The following is a 22,976-nucleotide window of genomic DNA, read 5'->3' on the forward strand; positions in this document are numbered from 1 at the left end:
AGCCAGCGCGCCCCCGTCTCAGATCAGCCGCCGAACAACCCGCGCAGGCGGCTGAGGAGGCCGCCCCCGGCATTCGTCGTCGGCTTTTCGGCCGTTACCGCCACGCGTGCCGGCGCCTGCACCAGCCCCAGAGCCGCCGTATCCGTGCTCTCGCGGTCGATCAGGATCAGGCCACCGGTGTCGCGGGTCTCGGCGTAGGCGTCGAAGGGCACCGCGCGGTCGAGCTTGAGCGTGACGTCGGCGATGTCGTTGGCGACGAGCTTGTCGGCCGGGCCGGGCTGCCCCGTCTCCGGGTCGACGCGGTTGCGGATGCGCTCGACCACGGCGTTGGCCGTGACGGTGCCGACCTTGGCGAGCAGCGTAGCGCCGGGCGCGAGCTCGGTCTCGGCGGCCCAGAACAAGCGCACGTCGAGGGTGTCGGAGACCTGCATCGGGTGGGCGGCGGTGGCGATGACGCTGCCGCGCGAGGCGTCGACCTCGTCGGCAAGCACCAGGGTGACCGACTGGCCCTCCTGGGCGCTGGCGAGGTCGCCGTCCGGGCCGACGATGCGCGCGACCGTGCTGGTGCGGGCGGAAGGCGCGATCGCCACCGCATCGCCCGGCCGAACGGTGCCGGCGGCGATCAGGCCGGAGAAGCCGCGGAATTCGGAATTGGGCCGGTTGACCCACTGCACCGCCATGCGGAACGGGGCGGCCAGAGCCTCCTCGTGCACCGGCACGGTTTCGAGATACGCGAGCAACGGCCCGCCCTGGTACCAGGGCGTGGAGACCGCCGGCAGCACGACGTTGTCGCCGTTCTTGGCCGAGAGCGGGATCGCGCGGACCTCGGTGAAGGCGAAGTCCTTGGTGAAGGCGGTGAAGCCCGCGACCAGCTCGTCGAACCGGGCCTGCGACCAGCCGACGAGGTCCATCTTGTTAATCGCGAGCACGACGCGACGGATGCCGAGCATCGAGACCAGCAGGGCGTGGCGCCGGGTCTGACGGGTGAGGCCCTGGCGGGCGTCCACCAGGATAATGGCCACATCGGCGGTCGAGGCGCCGGTGGCCATGTTGCGGGTGTACTGCTCGTGGCCGGGGGTGTCGGCGACGATGAACGAGCGCCTGTCGGTGGAGAAGAACCGGTAGGCGACGTCGATGGTGATGCCCTGCTCACGCTCGGCCTGGAGGCCGTCGACGAGGAGAGCGAGGTCGACCTCCTGCCCTTGCGTGCCGTGCTTCTTCGAATCGCGCTGGAGCGCGGTGATCTGGTCGTCGAAGATCTGCTTGGTGTCGTGCAGCAGGCGGCCGATCAGGGTCGACTTGCCGTCGTCCACCGAGCCGCAGGCGATGAAGCGCAGGACTTCCTTGCTCTGATGCGCGGCGAGGAACGACTCGTAGCCGAACTCGGCGGTGTCGAACGCGTCCTTGGGGGGGTGGACCGTCATCAGAAGTAGCCTTCCTGCTTCTTGCGCTCCATGGCGCCGGCGCCGTCCTTGTCGATCACCCGGCCCTGCCGCTCCGAGGTGCGGGCGGCCAGCGTCTCGCCGATGATCGCGGGCAGCGTGTCGGCGCCGCTCTCGACGGCGCCCGTGAGCGGATAGTCGCCCAGCGTGCGGAAGCGGACGTTGCGCAGCATCGGGGCCTCGCCGGGCTCCAACGGCAGGCGGTCGTCGTCCACCATGATCAGCTGGCCGTCGCGCTCCACCACCGGCCGGGGCTTGGCGAAGTAGAGCGGCACGATCGGGATCCGCTCCTGCTCGATGTAGAGCCAGATATCGAGCTCGGTCCAGTTCGAGAGCGGGAAGATGCGCAGCGACTCGCCGCGCTTCTTGCGCAGGTTGTACAGGTGCCAGGGCTCGGCGCGCTGCCGCTTCGGGTCCCAGCGGTGCTGGGCGGTGCGGAGCGACACGATGCGCTCCTTGGCGCGCGAGGCCTCCTCGTCGCGCCGGGCGCCGCCGAAGGCCGCGTCGAACTTGTACTTGTCGAGGGCCTGACGCAGCGCCTGCGTCTTCATCACGTCGGTGTGGACTTCCGATCCGTGGCTGATCGGGCCGACGCCGCGGGCGAGCCCGTCCTGGTTGGTGTGGACGATCAGCTCGAGGCCGAGCTCCTTCGCGCGGGCGTCGCGGAAGGCGATCATCTCCCTGAACTTCCAGGTCGTGTCGATGTGCATCAGGGGGAACGGCAGGCGGCCAGGCGCGAACGCCTTCAGCGCCAGGTGCAGGAGCACCGACGAATCCTTGCCGATCGAGTAGAGCATCACCGGGTTCTCGGTCTCGGCGACCGTCTCCCGGAAGATGTGGATGCTCTCGGCCTCGAGCCGCTGCAGGTGCGTGAGATGGGAGCCGGCCGGAGCCTGGATCGCGGGTGCGGCGCTCATCGGGCCATCTCCGGTCTATGGGATTTCGTGGTTTCGAACGCGGCCGCTTCCTCGCCGGGCGCGACGTCGGCCTCGGGCGCATGGATGTGCAAGCCGCATTCCTTCTTGGATTCCTGCTCCCACCACCAGCGACCGGCGCGCTCGGATTCGCCGACGCGGACGGCGCGGGTGCAGGGGGCGCAGCCGATCGAGGGGAAGCCGCGGTCGTGCAGGACGTTGTAGGGCACGTAGTTGTCGCGCACGAAGCGATCGACGTCCTCGCGCGTCCAGTCGGCCAGCGGGTTGAGCTTGATCAGGTTGCGGGCCTCGTCGAACTCGGCGAGCGGCGTGTCGGCGCGGTTGGCGGACTGGCCGGCGCGCAGGCCGGTGAGCCAGCCGGCGGCGCCGTCGAGGGCGCGGCCCAACGGCTCGACCTTGCGGAAGCCGCAGCAGGCCTGTCGCGCCTCCACCGAGTGGCGGAAGCCGTTGATGCCGGCGTCGCGCACGAACGCCTCTTCGGCGACGCGCTCCGGCGCGTAGGCCTGGATGCGGATGCCGTAGGCCGATTCCGTCTCGGCCCAGACATCGTAGGTCTCGGGGTAGAGGCGGCCGGTGTCCAGGGTGACGATCTCGGTCCGGCCCTTCGCCGTCGCGAGCGCGTGGGTGAGCGCCTGATCCTCGATGCCGAGGCTCGTGGTGAAGACGAGCCGGCCGGGGATCGTCGCCTCGACGAGGGCGATTCGTCCGCGCAGGTCGAGGGGTTTCATCTGGGCGGCGAGGTCGAGGGCCGCCTGGGGGCTTTGAAGGGTCATCGCCTGTTCGTTCGCGGGCCGGCACGTGCGCCGGCACTGGTTGTTCCGTGAGATGTTCGCTATAACGAACGGTGTCAAGGCGCCGCCGTACGGCCGGACGGGACTGCGCTGCACTGCAGAAGACCTTGGCAACACGCTGCGATCGGGATCGGTTGCGCGAAAATGGAAGTTCCTTCTCATGGGGGCCCTGCGCGGGCCGCATGGCGGGACGACGTCGAGACGTGAGGTTGGCCTTGGATTCGATCGACCTGAAGATCCTGGCACTGCTCCAGACGGACGCCACGCTGTCGATCGCCGCGATCGGCGAGCGGGTCGGCCTGTCGCAGACGCCGTGCTGGAAGCGTATCCAGCGTCTGGAGGCAGACGGTGTGATCGACCGGCGGGTGGCCGTGCTCGATCCCGTCAAGCTCGGGCTCGGGCTCACCGTCTTCGTGTCGATCGAGACCGCCGACCATTCGCGCGATTGGCTGGAGCGATTCGCCGGCACCGTCTCGGCGATGCCGGAGGTGCTGGAATTCTACCGGATGGCCGGCGACGTCGACTACATGCTCCGCGTCGTCGTGGCCGACATGAGCGCCTACGATACGTTCTATAAGCGGTTGATCGCGACGCTGCCGTTGAAGAACGTCACCTCGCGCTTCGCCATGGAGAAGGTGAAGTCGACCACCGCCCTGCCGCTGCCCGCCCCCCCGACCAACGGCCGCCAGATCCAGGGGCTGCCACCGACCCTGGCTGCGGTCGGAGAATAATCTTCTTTTTCGCACCGCAACGACGATCGACTCCTTCTCCAAATCGAGCGTTCTGTAAAACGGACGTTTTCCCGTTGACAGGGGCTCGCCGCCCCACGACATGGTCTGCCGATGTCACGCCAAAGCCTCCTTCCCCGCACTGCGCCGTTCGGCGACAGCGAGCGGGCCAGCCTCGACGCCGTCCTCTGCAGCGCGACGGCGATCCAACGCGCCTGGCTCGCCGGCTTCCTCGCGGGCGTCGACGCGGCCGGCGGGCAGCCGGCGGCGGCACCCGCGGCCCCGCCGAAGGCCGCCGAGCCGCTGACGATCATCTACGCGAGCGAATCGGGCAACTGCGAGTCGCTGGCCGGCAACGTCGCCAAGCTCGCGCGCAAGCAGGGCTTCAAGCCGAAGGTCATCGACTTCGCCGACCTCGACCTTGCGGTGCTGCCGAAGGCCGGCAAGCTCGTCGCCATCGCCGCGACCTGGGGCGAAGGCGAGCCGCCGGCTCGTGCGGTCTCCACCTACAACGCGCTGATGGGCGACGGCGCCCCGCGCCTCGACGGCGTGGAGTTCGCCGTGCTGGCGCTCGGCGACACCTCCTATGCCGAGTTCTGCGCTATCGGAAAGGCGCTCGACGCCCGCTTCGAGGCGCTCGGCGGCAAGCGCGCGGCGGAGCGCGCCGACCTCGACCTCGACTTCGAGAAGCCGGCGGCCGACTGGATCAAGGGAACCCTGAAGGCGCTGGCCCCGGCGCCCGTCGCCGCCGACAACGTCGTGGCGGTAGACTTCGCCCGCGCCGCCTCGTCCGAGGACGATGAGGCCGAGCCGAGCCGCGAGCCGGTCGTCGTCGAGGTGGTCGAGCATGTGAACCTCAACTCCTCGCGCTCCGACAAGGAGACGATCCACCTCGCCCTGGCCTTCGAGGACGGCGCCCCCGCCTACGAGCCCGGCGATTCGCTTGAGATCTACCCGGAGAACGACCCGGCGCTCGTCGAGGAGATCCTGAAGGCGACCGGGCTCACCGGCGACGAGGCCCTGCGCCGCTCGCTGCTGGCCGAGCGCGACATCACCACCCTCTCGGCCGCCACCGTCGAGCGCTTCGTGAAGGCCACCGGACACGAGGAGGCCAAGCGCCTGATCGAGGGCGGCGAAGTCCGCGCCTGGATCGAGGGGCGTCACCTCATCGACCTGATCGAAACCTATCCGGCGGCGCTGACCGCCGAGCACCTCGGCGGCATCACCCGGCCGCTGCCGCCGCGCGCCTACTCGATCGCCTCGTCACGCAAGGAAGTCGGCGACGAGGTCCATCTCGCCATCGCCGCCGTGCGCTACGAGACCCACGGCAAGGCGCGCTCCGGCGTCGCCTCGACCCACGTCGCCGACCGGATCTCGGACGGCGCGAAGCTCCGGGTCCGCCTGAAGCCGAACCGCCACTTCCGCCTGCCGGCCGACCCGGCGACCGACATCATCATGGTCGGCCCCGGTACCGGCGTCGCGCCGTTCCGCGCCTTCGTGCAGGAGCGCCGCGCCGTCGAGGCCACCGGCCGCAGGGTCGGCAGATCTTGGCTGTTCTTCGGCGACCGGCACTTCACCCACGACTTCCTGTACCAGCTCGAATGGCAGGAGGCGCTGGAGGACCGCTCGCTGACCCGGATCGACGTCGCGTTCTCGCGCGACCAGCCGGAGAAGCTCTACGTCCAGCACCGCATCGACCAGCATCGCGCGGAGCTGGTGGAGTGGCTGGAGGGCGGCGCGCACCTCTACGTCTGCGGCGACGCCAAGGCGATGGCCAAGGACGTGCGCCTCGCGGTCGAGAACGCCTACGCAGCGGTGAAGGGCACGAGTGCCGACGATGCCGCAGCGGCGGTGTCGGCCCTTGAGCGCGCCGGGCGTTACCAGCAGGACGTGTACTGACACGCGCCAGCTCTCCCCCCACTGCGGGGGAGGGTGGCCCCTGCCTTGGCAGGGGTCGGGAGAGGGGAACGCCCTTTCCGGAGATGTCGCTCCCCTCTCCCGACCCGCTTCGCGGGCCACCCTCTCCCGCAGAGGGGAGAGGGATCGGCGATCCCTGAGATTTGCGAGAACGAAGTCGGATCACCGCCATGGACGACCACAAGCCCGTTTCCGAGCGCGTCTACGAGACCCCGCCGACCGGTCGCCCGATCGACGAGGCCGAGGCCGCGCGGACCGCGGGGCTCGCGCACAACGAGCACCTGAAGATCGCGAGCGGCTATCTCCGCGGTGGCCTAGCCGACGGGCTGCTCAAGCATGCCACCGGCGCGATCTCCGACGACGACGGGCAGCTCGTGAAGTTCCACGGGATGTACCTGCAGGACGACCGCGACCTGCGCCCTGAGCGGACCAAGAAGAAGCTCGACAAGGCCTACGCCTTCATGATCCGCCTGCGCATCGCCGGCGGCGTCATCAGCCCGAAGCAGTGGCTGGCCCTCGACGACATCGCCACGACCTACGCCGGCGACGCGATCCGCGCGACCACGCGCCAGACCTTCCAGTACCACGGCGTCATCAAGTCGAACCTCAAGCGCACCATGGCGGCGATCGACGCGGCGCTGCTCGACACCATCGCGGCCTGCGGCGACGTCAACCGCAACGTCATGGCCGCGACCAATCCGGCCCAGACCCACGCGCACGCCGCGGCCTACGCGCTCGCCAAGGACATTTCCGACTCGCTGTTGCCGAAGACCAACGCGTGGCGCGAGATCTGGCTCGACGGCGAGAAGGTCGTCGGCGGCGAGGAGGAGTTCGAGCCGGTCTACGGCAGGACCTACCTGCCGCGGAAATTCAAGGTCGTCGTCGCGGTGCCGCCGTCGAACGAGGTCGACGTGTTCGCTCACGACCTCGGCTTCATCGCGATCCTCGACCAGAACAACAAGCTCACCGGCTGGAACGTCACCGTCGGCGGCGGCATGGGCATGACCCACGGCGAGACGGACACCTTCCCGCGCACCGCCGACCTGATGCTGTTCTGCAAGCCGGACGAGGCCGTGAAGGTCGCGGAAGCCGTGATGACGGTGCAGCGCGACTGGGGCAATCGCACAAACCGCAAGAACGCCCGGCTGAAGTACACGATCGAGCGCTACGGCCTGAAGGCGTTCCGCGCCGAGGTCGAGAAGCGCGTCGGCATCAGCTTCGCCGACCCGAAGCCCTTCACCTTCACCGGCAACGGCGACCGCTATGGCTGGACGGAGGGCGACGACGGCCGCCACCACCTCACGCTCTACGTGCCGTCGGGCCGGATCAAGGATTATGAGGACGGCCCGAAGTTCCTCAGCGGCCTGCGCCGGATCGCCACCGAGCACGATGGCGACTTCCGCCTCACCGGCAACCAGAACGTCATCATCGCCAACGTCCCGTCCGAGAAGCGGGCGGCGATCGAGGCGTTGGTCGACGAGTACGGCCTGACCAAGGGCGCAGGTGCCCTTCGCCGCAATTCGATCGCCTGCGTTGCGCTGCCGACCTGCGGCTTGGCGCTCGCAGAGAGCGAGCGCTACCTGCCGCACCTGATGACCGAGCTGGAAGAGAGCTTGGCCCGCCACGGCCTACAGGATGACGAGATCACCATCCGCTCGACCGGCTGCCCGAACGGCTGCGCCCGCCCCTTCATCGCCGAGATCGGCCTCGTCGGCCGCGGACCGGAGCGCTACCACCTCTATCTCGGCGCCGCCTTCGACGGCTCGCGCCTGGGCAAGCTCTACCGCGAGGACGTGGTGGCGTCGGAGATCCGCGACACCCTCGACCCGCTCTTCGCCGACTACGCCAAGAGCCGGAACCCGGGCGAGCGCTTCGGCGACTTCCTCGTCCGCGCCGGCCACGTGGCCAAGACGACGAACGGGCCGGACTTCCACGACAACATCGGCGCGCTGAAGCCCGCCGCCTGACGCCGGGCCGCCGGGACCGTCCGGCGGTCCTCGCGGAAACCTCGGCTCGCACCTCGCGTTGCGCCTGCGTTGGCGCAACCGGGGGCGAGCATGGGTGAGGCGAAGACGATCCGTTACGCGGTGGTCGGCGGCGGTTGGATCTCGCAGGCGGCCTTCATGCCGGCGGTGGCGCAGACCGGCAATTCCGCGATCACGGCCCTGGTCACCGGCGACCCGGAGAAGGCCACGGCGCTCGGCGAGCGTTACGGGCTGACGGCGTTCTCCTACGAGCGGTATCCCGAGGCGCTGGCGTCCGGGCTGTTCGATGCCGTCTACCTCGCGCTGCCGAACGGCATGCACCGCGACTACGCCGTGCCGGCGCTGGAGGCCGGCCTCCACGTGCTGCTCGAGAAGCCGATGGCGACGAGCGTCGCCGATTGCGAGGCGATCATCGCGGCGGCCGAGCGCGGCAACGCGCGGCTGATGCTCGCCTACCGCCTCCACTTCGAGCCCGGCACCCTCGATGCGATCGAGCGCGTGCGCGCCGGGGCGATCGGCGAACCGCTGGTGTTCTCGGCGACGTTCGGCCAGCACGTGGCGACCGAGAACCACCGCGCGCACCGGGGCTACTGGGCCGGCCCGGTCCCCGACATGGGCACTTACCCAATCAACGCCGTGCGCAACCTGTTCTCCGACGAGCCGGTCGAGGTCCACGCCCACGGCGCCCGCCGGCCGGGGAGCCCCTACGGCTTCCACGGCACGGTCGCGGTGACGCTGCGCTTCCCCGGCGATCGCCTGGCGCAGTTCACGGTCTCCTACGAGACCGACTCGGTCGACGCCTACCGCGTCGTCGGCACCGAGGGCGACCTGCTGATGGCGCCGGGCTTCACCTTCGGCCAGCCGCTTGCGGGCGAGCTGACCCGCGTCGGCAAGACCGAAAGCCTGTCCTACCCGAGCGTCGACCAGTTCGGCGCCGAGACGCGGTACTTCTCTGATTGCATCCTGGACGGCCGGGTGCCGGAGCCGGACGGCGAGGAAGGCCTCGCCGACGTCCGCATCTTGGCAGCAATCGAGCGCGCGCTCGAGACCGGCCAGCTGCAGACGCTGCCGCCGATGCGACGCCGGACCCGACCCGACAAGTCGCAGGCGATCGAATTGCCGGAGATCACGGTCCCCGAACTGGTGAACGCCGCCAAGCCGGGCGGCTGAGGGCGTCCATCGAAATCCGGCCCGGAACACGCACCTTCCTACCAAGACCCCGATGCTGAGGCGGTTTGTGGAAGCGGCCGGCGAAGACGCGTTGGAGTGCGTCTGCGATGGGAACAAGCTTTGGTACGGTCGGCCATGCTGCTTCGCAGCAAAGCCGCCGCGCCCTTCATGGTCCTGAGCTTGGCCGTTCCGATGCGATAATTCTTCGTCGGCACCGAACGAAGTGCGATTCTGCTCGTTGTCCCGAAAATCCGTACGGGACCGCGACATGGCCAAGCACGAAATCCTCGGATACTTCGAACATCGCCGCGACGGCGCCTGGGTCTGCGTCCGGCCGTTCACGCTCACCACGAAGAGCGCGGCGGTCGACATCCGCCAGGGCATGCGCTTCGACTACGGCAAGCGCATCGGCGGCGTGGACCTCGCCGAGTACCTGGAGCAGCTCGGCTCCCAGTTCGGATCGTAGACCTTCGCGTCTACGGTCAGGCACTAATTACGCGATGCAGGTCGCAACGCCGACGCTCTTCCAAAGCGTGACGGCGGTTCTGTAGGTGCGTCCATGGCGGCCGGCGATCTTCGCCGGCTTCTCTATGTTTGCCGCGGTGATTCCTCAAGCGCGGGGTTCGCGCCGGTCGATCCGTAGCATTACGGTGCGCTTAGCACGTACCGCCCTTACCATCTCGCCTCGCATGACTCGTCGTCTCGCGACATCTGCGCCGCCGTCTGATCCGCAAGTTTCCATAGGATGCCGGGCTGTCTGGCAAGGCCGGCGTCGGCGGTAGCTGCGCCTGACACGACCTACGCCAACTCGTTCACTTGGGTGGGGACGACCAGGATATCGTCCCTCGTCGTGCCGATATCGGCCTCCGCCGTGCCGGACGAGCTGCCAATACGTTCGATGGCCAAGTCGACATCCGCCGTTATGGCGTCCGGGACCTCCCCATCGAGCCGTGCGACGGACTTTTCGAAAACCGCCACCGCCAGCAAGGCATCCGGAATCCGCGCTGAAGGTCCGGCCTCGAACCGGAAGGGCATGCCCAGAGGTGTGGTTTTCGGCCGCAATCCTTCTCCGCACACGCCCGACGTCAGGCGACGAGATCAACCCGTCACCGGACGTCGGTTGATGGCGTTCAGGCGCCGCCCCACTGCATCGTCAGCCCGCCGTCGACCACGAGCGTGTGCCCGGTCACGTAGTCGGCGTCGTCGCTGCTGAGGTAGAGGATCGCCTTGGCGATGTCGTCGGGCTGGCCCGCGCGGTGCCACGGGATGCGCTCGAGCGACTTTGCGAGCACCTTCGGGTCCTCGAAGCGGTCGGCGGTCATCGGCGTCTCGATCAGGCCGGGCGCGACGTTGTTGACGTTGATCCGGTCGTCGGCGAGCTCGCGCGACAGGCTTCGGCACAGCGAGCCGACGCCCGCCTTCGACATGCCGTAGGGAGCGCTTTCCGGCGTCGGCAGGTGCTGAGCCACCGAAGACACCATGACGATCTTGCCGCGCCCGCCTTGCGCCCGGCGCACCTTGATGAAGGCGCGCGCGCAGAACAGCGGACCCATCAGGTTGACGCGCAGGATCCGCTCCAGCCGCTCGTCCTCCATGTCCGCGACCGCCATGCCGCTCATCGCCTGGCCGGCGTTGGCCACCAGGATGTCGAGGGGGCCGAGGTCGCTGGCGACGCGGTCGAAGGTGGCGGCGACCGAGGCCGGGTCGCCGACGTCGTTCTGGATCACGAGCGCCCGGCGCCCGGTCTCCTCCACGAGGCGGGTGGTCTCGGCGATGCCGTCCGCGTCGGTGTTGTAGGTGATCGCCACGTCCGCGCCGTGCTGCGCGAACAGGAGCGCCGTCGCCCGGCCGATCCCGGAATCGGCGCCGGTGATCAGGGCCTTCTTGCCTTCGAGCTTCATCGATGTCGGCTTTGCTGCGTGAGGTGCGGCCTCGGGGGGCCGGGTCAGCGGGCCAATTCGAGCGCGGCGGCACGGTTCCGCGCGGGTCCGACGGCCGACATTTTGACGCTTCGCCGGATTGCGGCATACGCTCGGGGATGACCATCGCCGTCCCCGTCGAACCCATCCTGAGCGAAGAGAGCGCGCCCACGACCCGCTGCCGCATCCTGGCGACGGCCGAGCGTTCGTTCCGCGAGATCGGCTACCAGAAGACCACCGTCGCCGACATCGCCAAGACGCTGAAGATGAGCCCGGCCAACGTCTACCGCTTCTTCGACTCGAAGAAGGCGATCAACGAGGCGGTGGTGGAGCGCCTGATCGGCGAGGTCGAGGCGCTGATCTCGGCGATCGCCGACGCGCCGGGCTCGCGCGCCGCCGACCGTCTTACGGCGGTGATCGAAGCCTTGCACCGCGACACCCACGAGCGCTGCAGCGCCTTCCCGCGGATGCACGAGATGATCGAGGCGGCGATGAGCGAGAGCTGGGACGTCTGCCGCCACCACGTCGACCGGATCGGCGCTGTTTTCGAGCGGATCGTCGTCGACGGCGTCGCCCGCGGCGAGTTCGAGACGGACGACCCCGCCGGCGCGGCGCGCTGCCTGCACACGGCGATCGCGCGCTACAGCCATCCGCTGCTGGTCAGCCAGTACCCGGATGCGCCGGTGCCGCAGCTCGACGTGATGACCGCGTTCCTGCTGCGCAGCCTGCGGCCGGTCGGCGCGCGCTGAGGCGGCCCGCCTATTCCGAGGCGGGGTTGTCGGGCTCGGACGCGATGCCGACGCTCGGCTGCTCGACGTCGTAGCCTTCGATGATCAGGATGTCGGCGTCGGCGCCGTCCTTCTGCTTGGCGCGGGCGGCCTGGTACAGGTCCGACTTCCAGCAGGCGACGGCGTCGTCGTAGCTCGCGAACTCGATCACGACGTTGCGGGCGCGCGTCGTGCCGACCACGGCCTCGAAGCGGCCGCCGCGCACCAGGAAGCGGCCGCCGAAGGCGGCGAAGGCCGCGCCGTTCGAGGCGGCGTAGTCCTTGTAGGCCTCCGCGTCGCGGACATCGACCCGGACGATCCAGTAGCCGCGCGTCATCGTCGTCACTCCTGTGCTGCCATCTCGGCGAGGATCGCCTGCGTCACGGCGCGCGGGTCGGCGGCCGCGGTGATCGGGCGCCCGACGACGACGTGGTCGATGCCCGCCGCGCGCGCCTGCCCCGGGGTCATAACCCGCTTCTGGTCGCCGCTGTCGCTGCCCGCCGGCCGGATGCCCGGCGTCACGATCAGGCTCGCCGGGCCGACCACGTTGCGCACGGCCTGCGCCTCGAAGGCGCTGCAGACGATGCCGTCGATCCCGGCTTCCGCCGCCTGGAAGGCACGGTGCGCCACGAGTTCGGAGATCGGCAGGGCGTAGCCGGATTCGCGTGCGTCGCCCTCGTCGTAGGAAGTCAGCACCGTCACCGCGAGGATCTTCAGGCTCGACGTGCCGCGCCCGCGCACGGCCGCGCGCATGGTCTGCGGATAGGCGTGCACCGTCAAAAAGGTGGCGCCGAGTCCGGAGAGCGCGCGCACCCCCTCCTCGACCGTGTTGCCGATGTCGTGCAGCTTCAGGTCGAGGAAGACCTTGAGCCCGCGCGCGGCGAGTTCCGGCACCAGCGCCAGCCCGCCCGCATAGGCCAGCCGGTAGCCGATCTTGTAGAAGGTCGCGGCGTCGCCGATCCGATCGACCATGGCCCGTGCCGCGGCCGGCTCGTCGAGGTCGAGGGCGACGATGAGGCGGTCGCGCGGATCGGTCGGGCTCTGAGAGGTTGAATCACGCATCGTGGTTCCCGATCACGCCGCCGGGTTCGGTGTCAATCGCGCAGCCGAGGGGGCAGGCATGACACCGGGCTTCAGGACCGCAGGTGCCATGACGCGCGCGACCTCCGCCTTCAGCACCGGCAGCAGCTCGGCCTCGAACCAAGGCTCGCGCTTGAGCCAGCCGTTGTTGCGCCAGGACGGATGCGGCAGCGGCAGGACCCGCGGCGCCCGCGGCTCGGCCAGGATCTCGCGCCAGCGGCGGACCGTGCCGGTGAGCCCGTCCGGCATCTTTCCGAGGTGCCAGGCCTGCGCGTACTGGCCGATCACGAGGATCAGCTCCAGGTCCGGCAAGCCGGCGAAGAGCTCGCCGCGCCAGCGCTCGGCGCATTCCCGCCGCGGCGGCTTGTCGCCGCCCTTGGCATCGAGTCCCGGGAAGCACGAGCCCATCGGCACGATCGCGATCCGGCCGGCATCGTAGAACGCGGCCTCGTCCAGGCCGAGCCAGGATCGCAGCCGCACGCCGGACGGGTCCATGAACGGGATGCCGGTGCGGTGCGCCCGCGTCCCCGGCGCCTGGCTCGCGATGCACAGGCGCGCCGTAGCGCTGCCCTGGACGATCGGCAGCGGCTCCTGCGGCAGCGGCGCGCCGTAGAGCGGCGTGTCCCGGCAGATCCGGCAGGCGCGCAGGTTCGCGGCGGTGGTGTCGAAGGCGGTGACCATGCTCGATGTGAGATGGGCACGACGCCGCGTTTCGGCGAGGATGCATCGACGCGACCAAAAGAAACGGCGCGGGACTGAAGGCCCGCGCCGCGTTTTGAGGTGGGTTCGAAGCTCTGGGAAGCCGGGTGACGCTAAGCTTCGTGTGCCGTCCGCGACGTGTCCTGCCTCACACGCCCTTCAGGCCTGCGAGGTCGAGGGGCAGCGAGCGCAGGCGCTGGCCCGTGGCGGCGAAGATCGCGTTGGAGATCGAGGGTGCCAGCACCGGGACGCCGGGCTCGCCGATGCCGGTCGGCGCCGCCGAGGACGGCACGATGTGGACCTCGACCACCGGCATCTCGCTCATCCGGGTCGGCTCGTAGGTGTCGAAGTTCTTCTCCTGCACCACGCCGTCCTTGAGGGTGATGCGGTTGCGCAGCACCGAGGAGAGGGCGAAGCCCACCGCGCCCTCGACCTGCGCACGGATCACGTCCGGGTTGACCGCGACGCCGACATCCACCGCCGCGACGATGCGGTTGACCTTCACCTTGGCGTCCTCGGCGGTGATGTCGGCGACCATCGCCACGTAGGAGCCGAAGGATTCGTGCGCGGCGATGCCGAGGCCCCGGCCCTTGCCGTTGGTCTTGGCTCCCGAATCCCAGTTCGCCTTCTCGGCGGCGAGCTTGAGCACGCCCGAGAGGCGCGGCGCGGCGGTCAGCAGCGAAAGCCGGTAGGCGAGCGGGTCGACGTCGGCGGCATGCGCCAACTCGTCGATGAACACCTCCATCGCCTGCGCGGTGTGGCTGTGGCCGACCGAGCGCCACCACAGGACCGGCACGCCCTCGCGGGTGTTGTGGACCTCGAAGCGGTAGGCCGGCAGCGCGTAGGGCGTGTCGGACGCGCCCTCGACGGTGGTGGAATCGATCCCGTTCTTGACGATCATCGCCTCGAAGGGCGAGCCGATCATGATCGACTTGCCGACCATCACGTGCTGCCAGCCGACGATCCCGCCCTTGGCGTCGAGTCCGGCGCGGACCTTGTGGTAGACGGTCGGGCGGTAGTAGCCGCCGGCCATGTCGTCCTCGCGGGTCCAGACCAGGTGCACCGGCGCCTTGGCCCGCGTCGCCTTCAGGATGGTCGCGGCCTCGGTGATGTAGTCGGCCGAGGGCGTGGCGCGCCGTCCGAACGAGCCGCCGGCCCATTGCGTGTGCAGGCGGACCTTGTCGGTGGTGGTGCCCATCACCGCGGCGACGGCGGCCTGCTCGATCGTCTGGAACTGCAGGCCGGCGTAGACGTCGTAGCCCCCATCCGGCGCGCGCTCGATCGTGGCGTTCAGCGGCTCCATCGCGGCGTGCGCCAGGTAGGGGAAGGTGAACTCCGCCTCCAGCACCTTGGCCGCGCCCTTGATGCCGGCTTCCGGGTCGCCGCGCTCGGAGGCGACGAGGCCGGGCCGCTTGGCCTGTTCGCGGTAGCCGGCCAGGATCGCGTCGGAGGAATGCGCCTCCGCCGCGCCGTCGTCCCATACGACTTTCAGCGCCTCGCGGCCCTTCATCGCCGACCAGGTGTCCTTGGCGACGACCGCGACGCCGGACGGGATCGCGACGACGTCGACCACCCCCGCGACCTTGCGGGTCGCCGCGTCGTCGAAGCTCTTCACCGTACCGCCGAAGCGCGGCGGGCGGGCGACGACGGCGGTGACCTGGCCGGGGCGGCGGATGTCGAGGGCGTAGACCGCGCTGCCGTCCGTCTTGGCGACGGAATCGAGGCGCGGCACGCGAGCGCCGATCAGTGTCCACTGGCTCGGGTCCTTCAGGTGCGGCTCCTGCGGCACCGGAAGCGTCGCCGCCGACGCGGCGAGTTCGCCGAACCGCGCCTGCCGGTTCGAGCCCGCATGGCGGACGACGCCGTTCGCGACCGTGATCTCGCCCGCCGGCACCTTCCACTGGTAGGCGGCGGCGGCCACCAGCATCTCGCGGGCGGCGGCGCCCGCCTTGCGCAGCTGGAACCAGGAGTTGGCGACCGCGGTCGATCCGCCGGTCCCCTGGATCGGGCCCATCAGCATGTTGTTGTAGCGGGCGGCGTCGGCGGGGGCGAACTCGGTGCGCACCCGCGACCAATCCGCGTCGAGCTCGTCGGCGAGGATGGTGGCGAGGCCGGTCGTGTTGCCCTGCCCCATGTCGAGGTGCTTGATGATCACCGTCACGGTGTCGTCGGACCCGATCCGCACGAAGGCGTTCGGGTCCGCCTTCACCCCCGAAAGGTCGGGGCCGGCGGCGGCGCGCGCCGTGTTCTTCAGGTCGAGGCGGAAGCCGACGACGATGGCGCCGGTCGCGGCGGCGCCCCCGGCGAGGAAGCTGCGGCGGGTCGCGCGCGGAGAGCGCGGGTCCGTCTGACGGATCTTCAGCATGGCGTGGCTCCGGTCAGTGCGGGAACGGGCGAACAGTCTTGGGATGACGTGCGACGCGGACGCGAGCGATCACGCCAGCGTCTTGGCGGCCTCGTGGATCGCCGCGCGGATGCGCTGGTAGGTGCCGCAGCGGCAGACGTTGCCGTCCATGGCTCCGTCGATGTCGGCCTCGGACGGCTTCGGGTTCTCCGTGAGCAGGCCGATCGCGGACATGATCTGCCCGGACTGGCAGTAGCCGCACTGGACCACGTCGAGCTTGCGCCACGCGCCCTGCACCGCCTCGGCGACGCGGCCGGACACGCCCTCGATCGTGGTGACCTTGGCTTCGCCGACGTCGCCGATCCGGGTCTGGCAGGAGCGGACCGGCTGCCCGTCGAGGTGGACCGTGCAGGCGCCGCACTGGGCGATGCCGCAGCCGTACTTGGTGCCGGTCTTGTCGAGGTGGTCGCGCAGCGCCCAGAGCAACGGCATCTCGGGGTCGGCGTCGATCGCGTGCCGGACGCCGTTGACGGTGAGGTTCAGCATCCGAGATCTCCCGCGCGTAAGTCTCTCTCGTCGATCGCTAGTCCCGGCACGCCCCGATGCGATGTGCGTCCGCGCACCCGCGGCGAACACTTGTTGACGCGCCATCGACGAACGTAAGCCACCCGCCGGCGGCGAACACCTGGCACCGTGATCGCGACCTTCGCGCGATCAGGACAATCGTCGCGACCGCGGCAGGCCGTTCTTAACATATCGCGCGCAACGTCGGGCCTCTCATGTTGCGGTCCGGCGCGTCGAGCCGGCCCCCTTCGTCCAGCCTTCGAAGAGGCCGATGTCCGAACTGACGGTCGAGATGGTGCAGCGCGGCCGCGGTCCTTCGTCGGAAGAGGCCGTGCGACGCCGTGGGGTCGCACGCGACATGCGCTCGGCCCGGGAGAAGCTGACCTCGAAGACCGGCCTCGTGCGGGCGTTCGACTACGAGCTGCTGCGCCTCTACGCGCAGTACCGGGCGGGCGCCGGCATCCCGCTCGGCCTGTTCGCGATCGCGATGGCCAGCGCCACCTGCTTCTGGGTGGAGCCGCTGGTCGCGGCGATCTGGGCGCTCTGCGCGTTCCTGATGATCACCCTCAACGCGTCGATGAGCCGGAGCTTCCTCCGCGCCGAGCCCGGCGCGGTGTCCCTCGCGCGCTGGCGCCGACGCTTCGCCTTCGGCGAGGTGATGCAGAGCCTGAGCTGGTCGGCGATCGTCGGCCTGGGCATGCTGGGCGGCTGGCACTTCGCGCTGTTCGGCCTGATCATCGCGGCCGCCGTCGCCACGATGGTGGCCGCCACCGTTCCGACCGCCGCCGCAGCCGCCCTGGTGCCCCTCGCGCTGGCGACCCTGTGCCTCCTCACCTTCGCCCGCGAGGCCGACGCCGTGATGCTCGTCGCGATGGCGATCGGCTCGCAGATCTTCTTCCTCGGCCTGGCGCGCCGCATCTACACCTCCACTGTGGGCGCGCTGCAGTCTCGCGCGGAGAAGGATGCGGTGTTCGGCGAGCTGGAGCAGGCCAAGGCCAACTCCGACGAGGCCCGGCGCCGGGCGGAGGAGGCGAATCTCGCCAAGTCCCGGTTCCTGGCGACGATGAGCCACGAGTTGCGCACGCCGCTCAACGCCATCCTCGGCTTCTCCGAGGTGATGAAGAACGAGGTGTTCGGCCCCCATACCGCGCCGAGCTACGGCGAGTATTCCACCGACATCCACGACAGCGGCATGCATCTGCTGAACCTGATCAACGAGATCCTGGACCTCTCCCGGATCGAGGCCGGCCGCTACGAGCTCAACGAGGAGGCGGTGACGCTGGCCCACATCGTCGAGGAGTGCCGCCACATGATGGGGCTGAAGGCCCGCGGCAAGAACCAGACCTTCCTCGACTTCGTCGACGACACCCTGCCACGGCTTTGGGCCGACGAGCGCGCCCTGCGCCAGGTGGTGCTGAACCTGCTCTCGAACGCGGTGAAGTTCACCCCGCCCGGCGGCGAGATCACGATCAAGGTCGGCTGGACCAGCTCCGGCGGCCAGTACGTCGCGGTCAAGGACAGCGGCCCCGGCATCCCGGAGGACGAGCTCGGCACGGTCATGTCCTCGTTCGGCCGCGGTTCGCTCGCGATCAAGACCGCCGAGCAGGGCTCCGGCCTCGGCCTACCGATCGTGAAGGGCCTCGTCGACCTGCACGGCGGCAACTTCACCCTGAAGTCGCGCCCGCGCGAGGGCACCGAGGTGATCGTCACGCTGCCAGCGAGCCGGGTGATGGACACGCTCGCCGCCGTCGCCGTCGGGGGAGAGCCGGCGCCCGAGACGCGGGCCGGCACGAGCCGCCCCAAGGCCCCATCCGCCAAGGCGGCGTAAAAGCGACTTGCGCGCGGTCAGCCGAGCCCGCCCATGGCACGCACCAGCGACCACTCGGCCTCCGTCACCGGCTGCACCGACAGGCGCGAGTTGTTGACGAGCACCATGTCCTTGAGCGCCGACTCGGTCTTGATCGCATCGAGGGTGACAGGGTTCGGCAGTGCCTCGACGGCGGCGAGGTCGACCATGCCGAAGCGTCCGGTCGCGTCGGTGTGGTCCGGGTAGTACGGCTTGATCACGCGTACGATCCCGACGACGGCCTTGCCCTCGTTCGAGTGGTAGAAGAACCCGAGGTCGCCGACCTGCATCGCCATGAGCTGCTTCTTGGCGAGGTGGTTGCGCACCCCGTTCCAGTGGGTGCCGCCCTCCCCCGCCGCGACCTGCTGCGCCCACGACCAGGTCGCGGGTTCGGACTTGTAGAGCCAGTAGGCCATCCGTCTCGTCGCTCGTTCGAAAGTCAGGGCCGGCCGGCGGCGTCGGCCCAGAAGGCCAGGCTCGCCGGGTTGATCGGCGAACCCGCTTGCGCGTTGCGCAGGGTCGCGAACGCGTGGAAATCCTGCGCTTCCGCCGCGCCGAGGAGGTCGCGGGTCGCCGTGAGGATGCGGGTGATGCGCAGGTGGTTGTGGTCGTGCGGCACCAGCCACCGGTCGGTCCCGACGTAGAAGCGGCGCATGCGTGCGAGGGCGGCGCGCAGGCCTTCGCGGGCCGCCGGGTCGGCGCGGATCGCGTCCGCTTCGGCCGGCGTCAGCACCGGTGCGCCGGGCACGGCGCGGCTCGCCTGCGCGAGGGGAAAGCACCATTGGATGAAGTCGTGCACCGCCTCGATCCGCAGGTCGTCGAAGGCGAGCACCGTCGCCAACGTGCGGCCTGAGCCATCCGTGCCGGTGCCGGCGAGGAAGGCGTGGATCGGCGTCGAGGTCGCTGGGGTCGAGGTCACTCGGCCTCCGCCTTCAGCGGTCGGGCGAGCAGCGCGGCGACCACGTCCTCGACGCTCGCGCGCCCGGCGACGATCGCCGCGACGGCTTCGGCGATCGGCATCTCGATCCCCTGCCCGCGGGCGAGCCCGACCAAGGCTGTCGCGGTGAAGGCGCCCTCGGCGAGCTTGCCCCCGGCGGCGGCCTCCGGCGCGGCGCCCTGCCCGAGCGCGAGGCCGAAGGCGAAGTTGCGCGATTGCGGCGAGGAGGCGGTGAGCACGAGGTCGCCGAGGCCCGACAGGCCCATCAGCGTCTCGGGCCGCCCGCCGAAGCTGCGAGCGAACCGCATCAGCTCGGCGAAGGCGCGGGCGATCAGCGCGGCGCGGGCGCTCTCGCCGAGGCCGCGCCCGGCGACGATCCCCGCGGCGATGGCGAGCACGTTCTTGCCGGCTCCCCCGATCTCGACGCCGCGCACGTCGTCGGTGTGGTAGAGCCGCAGGGCCGGGCCGGACAGCAGGCGGGCGAGGCTCGCGGCGAGCCCGGCATCCGCGGCGGCCAGCGTCACCGCCGTCGGCAGGTTGCGGGCGACGTCCACCGCGAAGCTCGGGCCGGACAGGACCGCGACCGGCGCGCCCGCCGGCAGCACCTCGGCCGCCACCGCGCTCATGAACGCGCCGGTCGTGCGCTCGATCCCCTTCGAGCACAGGACCACCGGCGCGCCCGGCGCGAAGGCGGGGGCGAGCTGCGCGAGCACCGCGCGCGAGGTCTGCGCCGGCGTCACCATCAGCACCGCGTCCGCGCTGGCGAGGTCGCCGGCCTCGGCCGTCGCGCGGATGCGGGGATGCAGCTTGACGCCCGGCAGGTAGCGCGCGTTCTCGCGCGACGCTTCGAGTGCGGCGGCGGTTTCGGCGTCGCGCAGCCACAGGGTGACCGGCCGGCCCGCTGCCGCTGCGGCGTTCGCCAGCGCCGTGCCCCAGGCGCCGCCGCCGACCACCGCGACGGGTCGCGCGTTCTCGCCGGTCATGCGGGCTCTCCGGCAAAATCCGCCGCGGCGAGGCGGTAGAGGACGTGCCGGCGCAAGGGGCCGTCGGCGGGAACCGCGGGATGGTCGAAATCCTCCGCCTGCACCATCCCAAGCCGCTCCATCACCCGCCGCGACGGCGTGTTGCCGAGGGCTGTGAACGCCACCACGCCTGGGAGCCCGCAACGGCCGAACAGGTCCGCGAGGGCCAGGCGCGCGGCGCGGGTGGCGATGCCGCGGCCCCAGGCCTCGGGGCTGAGGCGCCAGCCGATCTCGATGAGGCTGCCCGGGCGCTCGCCGCCCGCGAACGGCATCGCGCGCATCAACCGCATCGCGCCGACGAAGCCGAGGAACGGCCCGCCCGGCTCCTCGACGGCCCAGGGGCCGAAGCCGTCGGCTTCGAAGCGCCGGTCGAGGGCGCGGGCCTCGGTCAGGCTCTCGCCGGCCGACTTCAACTTCGGGAAGTGGCGCATCACCTCCGGGTCGGCGTTCAGCCGCGCGAAGGGCGCGTCGTCCGCGCGGCGCCAGCGGCGCAGGCGCAACGACGCCGTCTCCAGGGTCGCGGGGGCCTCGGGCGGGCGGCGCTTGCCGCGCCATTGCAGCGAGCGGCGGTTGAGCAGGGCGAGGTCGGCGCGCCCCGATAGCACGGCGTTGCCGAGGTCGATCGCCACCGCGAGCCGATCGGGCGGCATGTTGGCCCAGGCCGGCGCGGCCACGCTCTCGCGCCAGGGGCCGTTGCAGGCGTTGTCGAGGAGGATGCGCGCGAAGCAGTGGTCGTCGACGACGGGCCAATCCGGATGCGCGGGCGCGGCCTGCGGCAGCAGGCGGTCGACGAGGTCGCGCCAGCGCGCCTGCGGCTCGCCCACGGGAGGCGCGGCGTCCGGCTCGGGCGCAGGCGACCTCAGATCGCGAAAATTTCCGCGGGCGAGGACGTGGCGGGCGGCTCCGCTCATCCGGCGGTCGCCTCGGCGCGGGGTGCTTCGGCCGGAGGGGCTTCGGCGAAGGGCCAGCGGGCGCGGGCCGGCGCGGTGATGTCGTCGGTCATGCCGAGCCGCAAACGCTCGATCCCGGCCCAGGCGATCATCGCGCCGTTGTCGCCGCAGAGCGCCAGCGGCGGGGCGACGAAGGCGAGGCCCGCCTCCCCCGCCAGCGCCGCCAGCGCCCTACGGATCGCGCCGTTGGCCGAGACGCCGCCGGCGGCCACCAGGGCGGTCGGGTGCCCGGCGACGCCGGAGAAGGTGCGTAACGCCACGCGGACGCGGTCGACCACCACGTCGACCACCGCGGCCTGGAAGCCGGCGCAGAGGTCGGCGACGTCCCGCTCGGCGAGCGGCGCCGTGCGCTCGGCCTCTATCCGGAGGGCGGTCTTGAGGCCGGACAGGGAGAAGTTCGCGTCGCGGCGCCCGAGCATCGGCCGCGGCAGGGCGAAGCGCTCCGGGTCGCCGGCTTCCGCCATGCGCTCGACCTCGGGGCCGCCGGGATAGGCCAGCCCGAGGAGCTTGGCGACCTTGTCGAAGGCTTCGCCGATCGCGTCGTCGATGGTGCCGCCGAGGCGGACGTAGTCGCCGACGCCCTTCACCGCGACGAGCTGGGTGTGGCCGCCCGAGGCGAGCAGCAGCAGGTAGGGGAAGGCGAGGCCGTCGGTCAGCCGCGCGGTGAGCGCGTGCGCCTCGAGGTGGTTGACGGCCAGGAGCGGCTTGCGCGCGACGAGCGCCAGGGTCTTGGCGGTGACGAGGCCGACCAGCACCCCGCCGATCAGGCCGGGGCCGGCCGCGACCGCGATGCCGTCCACGTCCTTGAGGGCCATGCCGGCGCGGTCCAGGGCGCGGGCGATCAGCCGATCCAGCACCTCGACGTGGGCGCGGGCGGCGATCTCGGGCACCACGCCGCCATAGGCCGCGTGCTCGGCGATCTGGCTCAGCACCTCGTTCGAGCGGATGACGCCGCGCCCGTCCTCGCCCGGCGCGACGATCGCGGCGGCGGTCTCGTCGCAGGTGGTTTCGATGCCCAGCACGTTCATGGTGACGATCGACGCTTCCGTTCCCGCGCGAACCCGCCCGCCCCGTGTATCCGCTCGGGGCGCCCCCCGGCAACGACCCGCGGCGCCGATCGCGTCGCCTCAGGGCGTGTCGGCCTCGTCGGAGGCTTCCGCCTCCGGGATCGGCGCCGCGCCCCAGCCGGCCAGCACCGCGTTCAACGCGTCGAGGACGAAGTGGCGGGCGCTGTCACGATCGTAGCCCTCGGCGAGGAGGTCGTCGTAATCGGTGAAGACGTGGCGGGCGTAGGCGACGAGGGCGAGCCGCGCCGCCGTCTCGGGCGCCGCCCCGCGCAGGCCCTGGCTGGCGAGCGCCGAGTCGACGACCGCCTCGGCCTCGAACTCCGGCAGGCGCCGGGCGAGGCGTGCGAGCGCGGCCGCGACCTGCTCCCTTCGGTTGCGCGGCGCCCCGCCGTCCTGTCGCGCTGCGGGCAAACGACGCTCCCTCGGATCCTCGGCGCGATCGGCCGGCATCGGTGGCGGGCGTGCCATAGTTTTTGACCGAGCGCACGCTAGGATGACGCCATCGACGTCGTGCCCGGGTCTGAGCCTGCACGCGCGACGCCCCCGGAGACGACCATGATCCGCCGCCTCGCCTTCTTCCTGCTGATCCCCGCCCTCGCGACCGCCCCCGCGTTCGCCGAGAAGGCCGCAACCGGTGCGACCGTGCCTCGGCCCGCCGGCGCCCAGCCCACGAGCGAGGCCCGCAAGGAGTCGGCGATGAAGGCGGCGAATCAGGCCGAGATGCTCAAGGCGCAGAAGGCGTCCGCCGCCCGCGACAAGGCCTGGGACACGCGCACCCGCGCCTCGATGTCCTCGATCTGCAAGGGCTGCTGA

Annotated in this window: 24 protein-coding genes; 8 read left to right on the plus strand and 16 right to left on the minus strand. The window is 70.8% G+C overall.

Annotated features, from left to right (window positions below):
* Nucleotides 1-23: 23 nt before the first annotated feature.
* The 3 genes from cysN to FV226_RS04655 are packed head-to-tail and all read right to left on the minus strand — an operon-like array spanning nt 24 to nt 3,150.
* Nucleotides 24-1,424 carry a sulfate adenylyltransferase subunit CysN gene (cysN, locus tag FV226_RS04645; RefSeq protein WP_147752553.1) on the minus strand — a complete coding sequence of 467 codons (1,401 nt, stop codon included), beginning with the start codon at nt 1,422-1,424 and terminating at the stop codon, nt 24-26.
* Nucleotides 1,424-2,359, minus strand: coding sequence for a sulfate adenylyltransferase subunit CysD (gene cysD / locus FV226_RS04650; RefSeq protein WP_147761995.1), 936 nt, complete (start codon nt 2,357-2,359; stop codon nt 1,424-1,426). Before cysD ends, cysN begins: the two co-directional genes overlap by 1 nt.
* Nucleotides 2,356-3,150 carry a phosphoadenylyl-sulfate reductase gene (locus tag FV226_RS04655; RefSeq protein ID WP_147752551.1) on the minus strand — a complete coding sequence of 265 codons (795 nt, stop codon included), beginning with the start codon at nt 3,148-3,150 and terminating at the stop codon, nt 2,356-2,358. The genes cysD and FV226_RS04655 overlap by 4 nt, the downstream gene beginning before the upstream one ends.
* Before the next feature lie 233 nt (nt 3,151-3,383).
* On the opposite strand from FV226_RS04655, the gene FV226_RS04660 reads away from it, so the two are divergent.
* The 5 genes from FV226_RS04660 (at nt 3,384) to FV226_RS04680 (ending at nt 9,434) form a co-directional block, all read left to right on the plus strand.
* Entirely contained in the window at nt 3,384-3,899 is a 516-nt protein-coding gene (locus tag FV226_RS04660; protein WP_147752550.1) for an Lrp/AsnC family transcriptional regulator, read from the plus strand.
* A gap of 111 nt (nt 3,900-4,010) precedes the next feature.
* Nucleotides 4,011-5,795, plus strand: a complete 1,785-nt coding sequence (locus FV226_RS04665) for a flavodoxin domain-containing protein (protein WP_147761996.1) — start codon at nt 4,011-4,013, stop codon at nt 5,793-5,795.
* Nucleotides 5,796-5,983: 188 nt separating this feature from the next.
* Nucleotides 5,984-7,780 carry an NADPH-dependent assimilatory sulfite reductase hemoprotein subunit gene (locus tag FV226_RS04670; RefSeq protein WP_147761997.1) on the plus strand — a complete coding sequence of 599 codons (1,797 nt, stop codon included), beginning with the start codon at nt 5,984-5,986 and terminating at the stop codon, nt 7,778-7,780.
* A gap of 90 nt (nt 7,781-7,870) precedes the next feature.
* Nucleotides 7,871-8,968: a Gfo/Idh/MocA family oxidoreductase gene (locus FV226_RS04675; protein WP_147761998.1), complete on the plus strand. Its 1,098-nt coding sequence runs from the start codon at nt 7,871-7,873 to the stop codon at nt 8,966-8,968.
* A 268-nt stretch (nt 8,969-9,236) separates the two neighbouring features.
* Nucleotides 9,237-9,434, plus strand: a complete 198-nt coding sequence (locus FV226_RS04680; protein WP_147752546.1) for a hypothetical protein — start codon at nt 9,237-9,239, stop codon at nt 9,432-9,434.
* 332 nt (nt 9,435-9,766) lie between these two features.
* Here the strand turns inward: FV226_RS04680 and FV226_RS04685 are convergent, their stop codons facing one another.
* Both FV226_RS04685 and FV226_RS04690 read right to left on the minus strand, forming a co-directional pair.
* A complete protein-coding gene (locus FV226_RS04685; RefSeq protein WP_147761999.1) occupies nt 9,767-10,030 on the minus strand; it encodes a hypothetical protein in 264 nt (87 codons plus the stop codon).
* A gap of 68 nt (nt 10,031-10,098) precedes the next feature.
* The gene (locus tag FV226_RS04690; protein WP_147752544.1) at nt 10,099-10,869 is read right to left on the minus strand and encodes a glucose 1-dehydrogenase; all 771 of its coding nucleotides are present in this window, start codon (nt 10,867-10,869) and stop codon (nt 10,099-10,101) included.
* A gap of 137 nt (nt 10,870-11,006) precedes the next feature.
* Between FV226_RS04690 and FV226_RS04695 the strand changes: the two genes are divergently transcribed.
* Nucleotides 11,007-11,636 carry a TetR family transcriptional regulator gene (locus tag FV226_RS04695; RefSeq protein WP_147752543.1) on the plus strand — a complete coding sequence of 210 codons (630 nt, stop codon included), beginning with the start codon at nt 11,007-11,009 and terminating at the stop codon, nt 11,634-11,636.
* 10 nt (nt 11,637-11,646) lie between these two features.
* Here FV226_RS04695 and FV226_RS04700 read toward each other — a convergent pair whose 3' ends face one another.
* From FV226_RS04700 to FV226_RS04720, 5 genes are all read right to left on the minus strand, one after another.
* The gene (locus FV226_RS04700) at nt 11,647-11,991 is read right to left on the minus strand and encodes a DUF1330 domain-containing protein (protein WP_147762000.1); all 345 of its coding nucleotides are present in this window, start codon (nt 11,989-11,991) and stop codon (nt 11,647-11,649) included.
* A 5-nt stretch (nt 11,992-11,996) separates the two neighbouring features.
* The gene (gene pyrF, locus FV226_RS04705; RefSeq protein WP_147752541.1) at nt 11,997-12,716 is read right to left on the minus strand and encodes an orotidine-5'-phosphate decarboxylase; all 720 of its coding nucleotides are present in this window, start codon (nt 12,714-12,716) and stop codon (nt 11,997-11,999) included.
* Nucleotides 12,717-12,728: 12 nt separating this feature from the next.
* Nucleotides 12,729-13,415 (minus strand): uracil-DNA glycosylase family protein, encoded by a 687-nt coding sequence (locus FV226_RS04710; protein ID WP_147762001.1) that lies wholly within the window; start codon nt 13,413-13,415, stop codon nt 12,729-12,731.
* Between the two features lie 166 nt (nt 13,416-13,581).
* Nucleotides 13,582-15,798, minus strand: coding sequence for a xanthine dehydrogenase family protein molybdopterin-binding subunit (locus FV226_RS04715; protein ID WP_147762002.1), 2,217 nt, complete (start codon nt 15,796-15,798; stop codon nt 13,582-13,584).
* Nucleotides 15,799-15,867: 69 nt separating this feature from the next.
* Complete coding sequence (locus FV226_RS04720) at nt 15,868-16,323, minus strand: (2Fe-2S)-binding protein (protein WP_147752538.1); 456 nt, start codon at nt 16,321-16,323, stop codon at nt 15,868-15,870.
* Between the two features lie 289 nt (nt 16,324-16,612).
* Here FV226_RS04720 and FV226_RS04725 point away from each other — a divergent pair, with 289 nt between their 5' ends.
* Nucleotides 16,613-18,169 carry a HAMP domain-containing sensor histidine kinase gene (locus FV226_RS04725; RefSeq protein WP_147752537.1) on the plus strand — a complete coding sequence of 519 codons (1,557 nt, stop codon included), beginning with the start codon at nt 16,613-16,615 and terminating at the stop codon, nt 18,167-18,169.
* 17 nt (nt 18,170-18,186) lie between these two features.
* Here FV226_RS04725 and FV226_RS04730 read toward each other — a convergent pair whose 3' ends face one another.
* The 6 genes from FV226_RS04730 to FV226_RS04755 form a co-directional block, all read right to left on the minus strand.
* On the minus strand, nt 18,187-18,603 hold the full coding sequence (locus tag FV226_RS04730) for an EVE domain-containing protein (protein ID WP_147752536.1): 417 nt from the start codon (nt 18,601-18,603) through the stop codon (nt 18,187-18,189).
* A 23-nt stretch (nt 18,604-18,626) separates the two neighbouring features.
* Nucleotides 18,627-19,106, minus strand: a complete 480-nt coding sequence (locus FV226_RS04735) for a hypothetical protein (protein WP_147752535.1) — start codon at nt 19,104-19,106, stop codon at nt 18,627-18,629.
* Entirely contained in the window at nt 19,103-20,107 is a 1,005-nt protein-coding gene (locus tag FV226_RS04740) for an NAD(P)H-dependent glycerol-3-phosphate dehydrogenase (protein WP_147762003.1), read from the minus strand. Before FV226_RS04740 ends, FV226_RS04735 begins: the two co-directional genes overlap by 4 nt.
* Nucleotides 20,104-21,057 carry a GNAT family N-acetyltransferase gene (locus FV226_RS04745; RefSeq protein ID WP_147753046.1) on the minus strand — a complete coding sequence of 318 codons (954 nt, stop codon included), beginning with the start codon at nt 21,055-21,057 and terminating at the stop codon, nt 20,104-20,106. The genes FV226_RS04740 and FV226_RS04745 overlap by 4 nt, the downstream gene beginning before the upstream one ends.
* Nucleotides 21,054-22,124 (minus strand): tRNA (adenosine(37)-N6)-threonylcarbamoyltransferase complex transferase subunit TsaD, encoded by a 1,071-nt coding sequence (gene tsaD / locus FV226_RS04750; protein ID WP_147753045.1) that lies wholly within the window; start codon nt 22,122-22,124, stop codon nt 21,054-21,056. Before tsaD ends, FV226_RS04745 begins: the two co-directional genes overlap by 4 nt.
* Nucleotides 22,125-22,223: 99 nt before the next feature.
* Nucleotides 22,224-22,613 (minus strand): DUF2293 domain-containing protein, encoded by a 390-nt coding sequence (locus FV226_RS04755; RefSeq protein WP_147753044.1) that lies wholly within the window; start codon nt 22,611-22,613, stop codon nt 22,224-22,226.
* A gap of 105 nt (nt 22,614-22,718) precedes the next feature.
* Here FV226_RS04755 and FV226_RS04760 point away from each other — a divergent pair, with 105 nt between their 5' ends.
* The gene (locus tag FV226_RS04760; RefSeq protein ID WP_147753043.1) at nt 22,719-22,976 is read left to right on the plus strand and encodes a hypothetical protein; all 258 of its coding nucleotides are present in this window, start codon (nt 22,719-22,721) and stop codon (nt 22,974-22,976) included.

Origin of the sequence: Methylobacterium sp. WL12 (assembly GCF_008039475.1) — a bacterium.
Lineage (GTDB): Bacteria > Pseudomonadota > Alphaproteobacteria > Rhizobiales > Beijerinckiaceae > Methylobacterium > Methylobacterium cerastii.

Coding starts and splice junctions, on each gene's coding strand:
- cysN (WP_147752553.1), bottom strand. CDS start 1,424: ATGACGGTCCACCCCCCCAAGGACGCGTTCGACACCGCCGAGTTCGGC.
- cysD (WP_147761995.1), bottom strand. CDS start 2,359: ATGAGCGCCGCACCCGCGATCCAGGCTCCGGCCGGCTCCCATCTCACG.
- FV226_RS04655 (WP_147752551.1), bottom strand. CDS start 3,150: ATGACCCTTCAAAGCCCCCAGGCGGCCCTCGACCTCGCCGCCCAGATG.
- FV226_RS04665 (WP_147761996.1), top strand. CDS start 4,011: ATGTCACGCCAAAGCCTCCTTCCCCGCACTGCGCCGTTCGGCGACAGC.
- FV226_RS04670 (WP_147761997.1), top strand. CDS start 5,984: ATGGACGACCACAAGCCCGTTTCCGAGCGCGTCTACGAGACCCCGCCG.
- FV226_RS04675 (WP_147761998.1), top strand. CDS start 7,871: ATGGGTGAGGCGAAGACGATCCGTTACGCGGTGGTCGGCGGCGGTTGG.
- FV226_RS04680 (WP_147752546.1), top strand. CDS start 9,237: ATGGCCAAGCACGAAATCCTCGGATACTTCGAACATCGCCGCGACGGC.
- FV226_RS04690 (WP_147752544.1), bottom strand. CDS start 10,869: ATGAAGCTCGAAGGCAAGAAGGCCCTGATCACCGGCGCCGATTCCGGG.
- FV226_RS04695 (WP_147752543.1), top strand. CDS start 11,007: ATGACCATCGCCGTCCCCGTCGAACCCATCCTGAGCGAAGAGAGCGCG.
- FV226_RS04700 (WP_147762000.1), bottom strand. CDS start 11,991: ATGACGCGCGGCTACTGGATCGTCCGGGTCGATGTCCGCGACGCGGAG.
- pyrF (WP_147752541.1), bottom strand. CDS start 12,716: ATGCGTGATTCAACCTCTCAGAGCCCGACCGATCCGCGCGACCGCCTC.
- FV226_RS04710 (WP_147762001.1), bottom strand. CDS start 13,415: ATGGTCACCGCCTTCGACACCACCGCCGCGAACCTGCGCGCCTGCCGG.
- FV226_RS04715 (WP_147762002.1), bottom strand. CDS start 15,798: ATGCTGAAGATCCGTCAGACGGACCCGCGCTCTCCGCGCGCGACCCGC.
- FV226_RS04720 (WP_147752538.1), bottom strand. CDS start 16,323: ATGCTGAACCTCACCGTCAACGGCGTCCGGCACGCGATCGACGCCGAC.
- FV226_RS04725 (WP_147752537.1), top strand. CDS start 16,613: ATGTCCGAACTGACGGTCGAGATGGTGCAGCGCGGCCGCGGTCCTTCG.
- FV226_RS04730 (WP_147752536.1), bottom strand. CDS start 18,603: ATGGCCTACTGGCTCTACAAGTCCGAACCCGCGACCTGGTCGTGGGCG.
- FV226_RS04740 (WP_147762003.1), bottom strand. CDS start 20,107: ATGACCGGCGAGAACGCGCGACCCGTCGCGGTGGTCGGCGGCGGCGCC.
- FV226_RS04745 (WP_147753046.1), bottom strand. CDS start 21,057: ATGAGCGGAGCCGCCCGCCACGTCCTCGCCCGCGGAAATTTTCGCGAT.
- tsaD (WP_147753045.1), bottom strand. CDS start 22,124: ATGAACGTGCTGGGCATCGAAACCACCTGCGACGAGACCGCCGCCGCG.
- FV226_RS04755 (WP_147753044.1), bottom strand. CDS start 22,613: ATGCCGGCCGATCGCGCCGAGGATCCGAGGGAGCGTCGTTTGCCCGCA.
- FV226_RS04760 (WP_147753043.1), top strand. CDS start 22,719: ATGATCCGCCGCCTCGCCTTCTTCCTGCTGATCCCCGCCCTCGCGACC.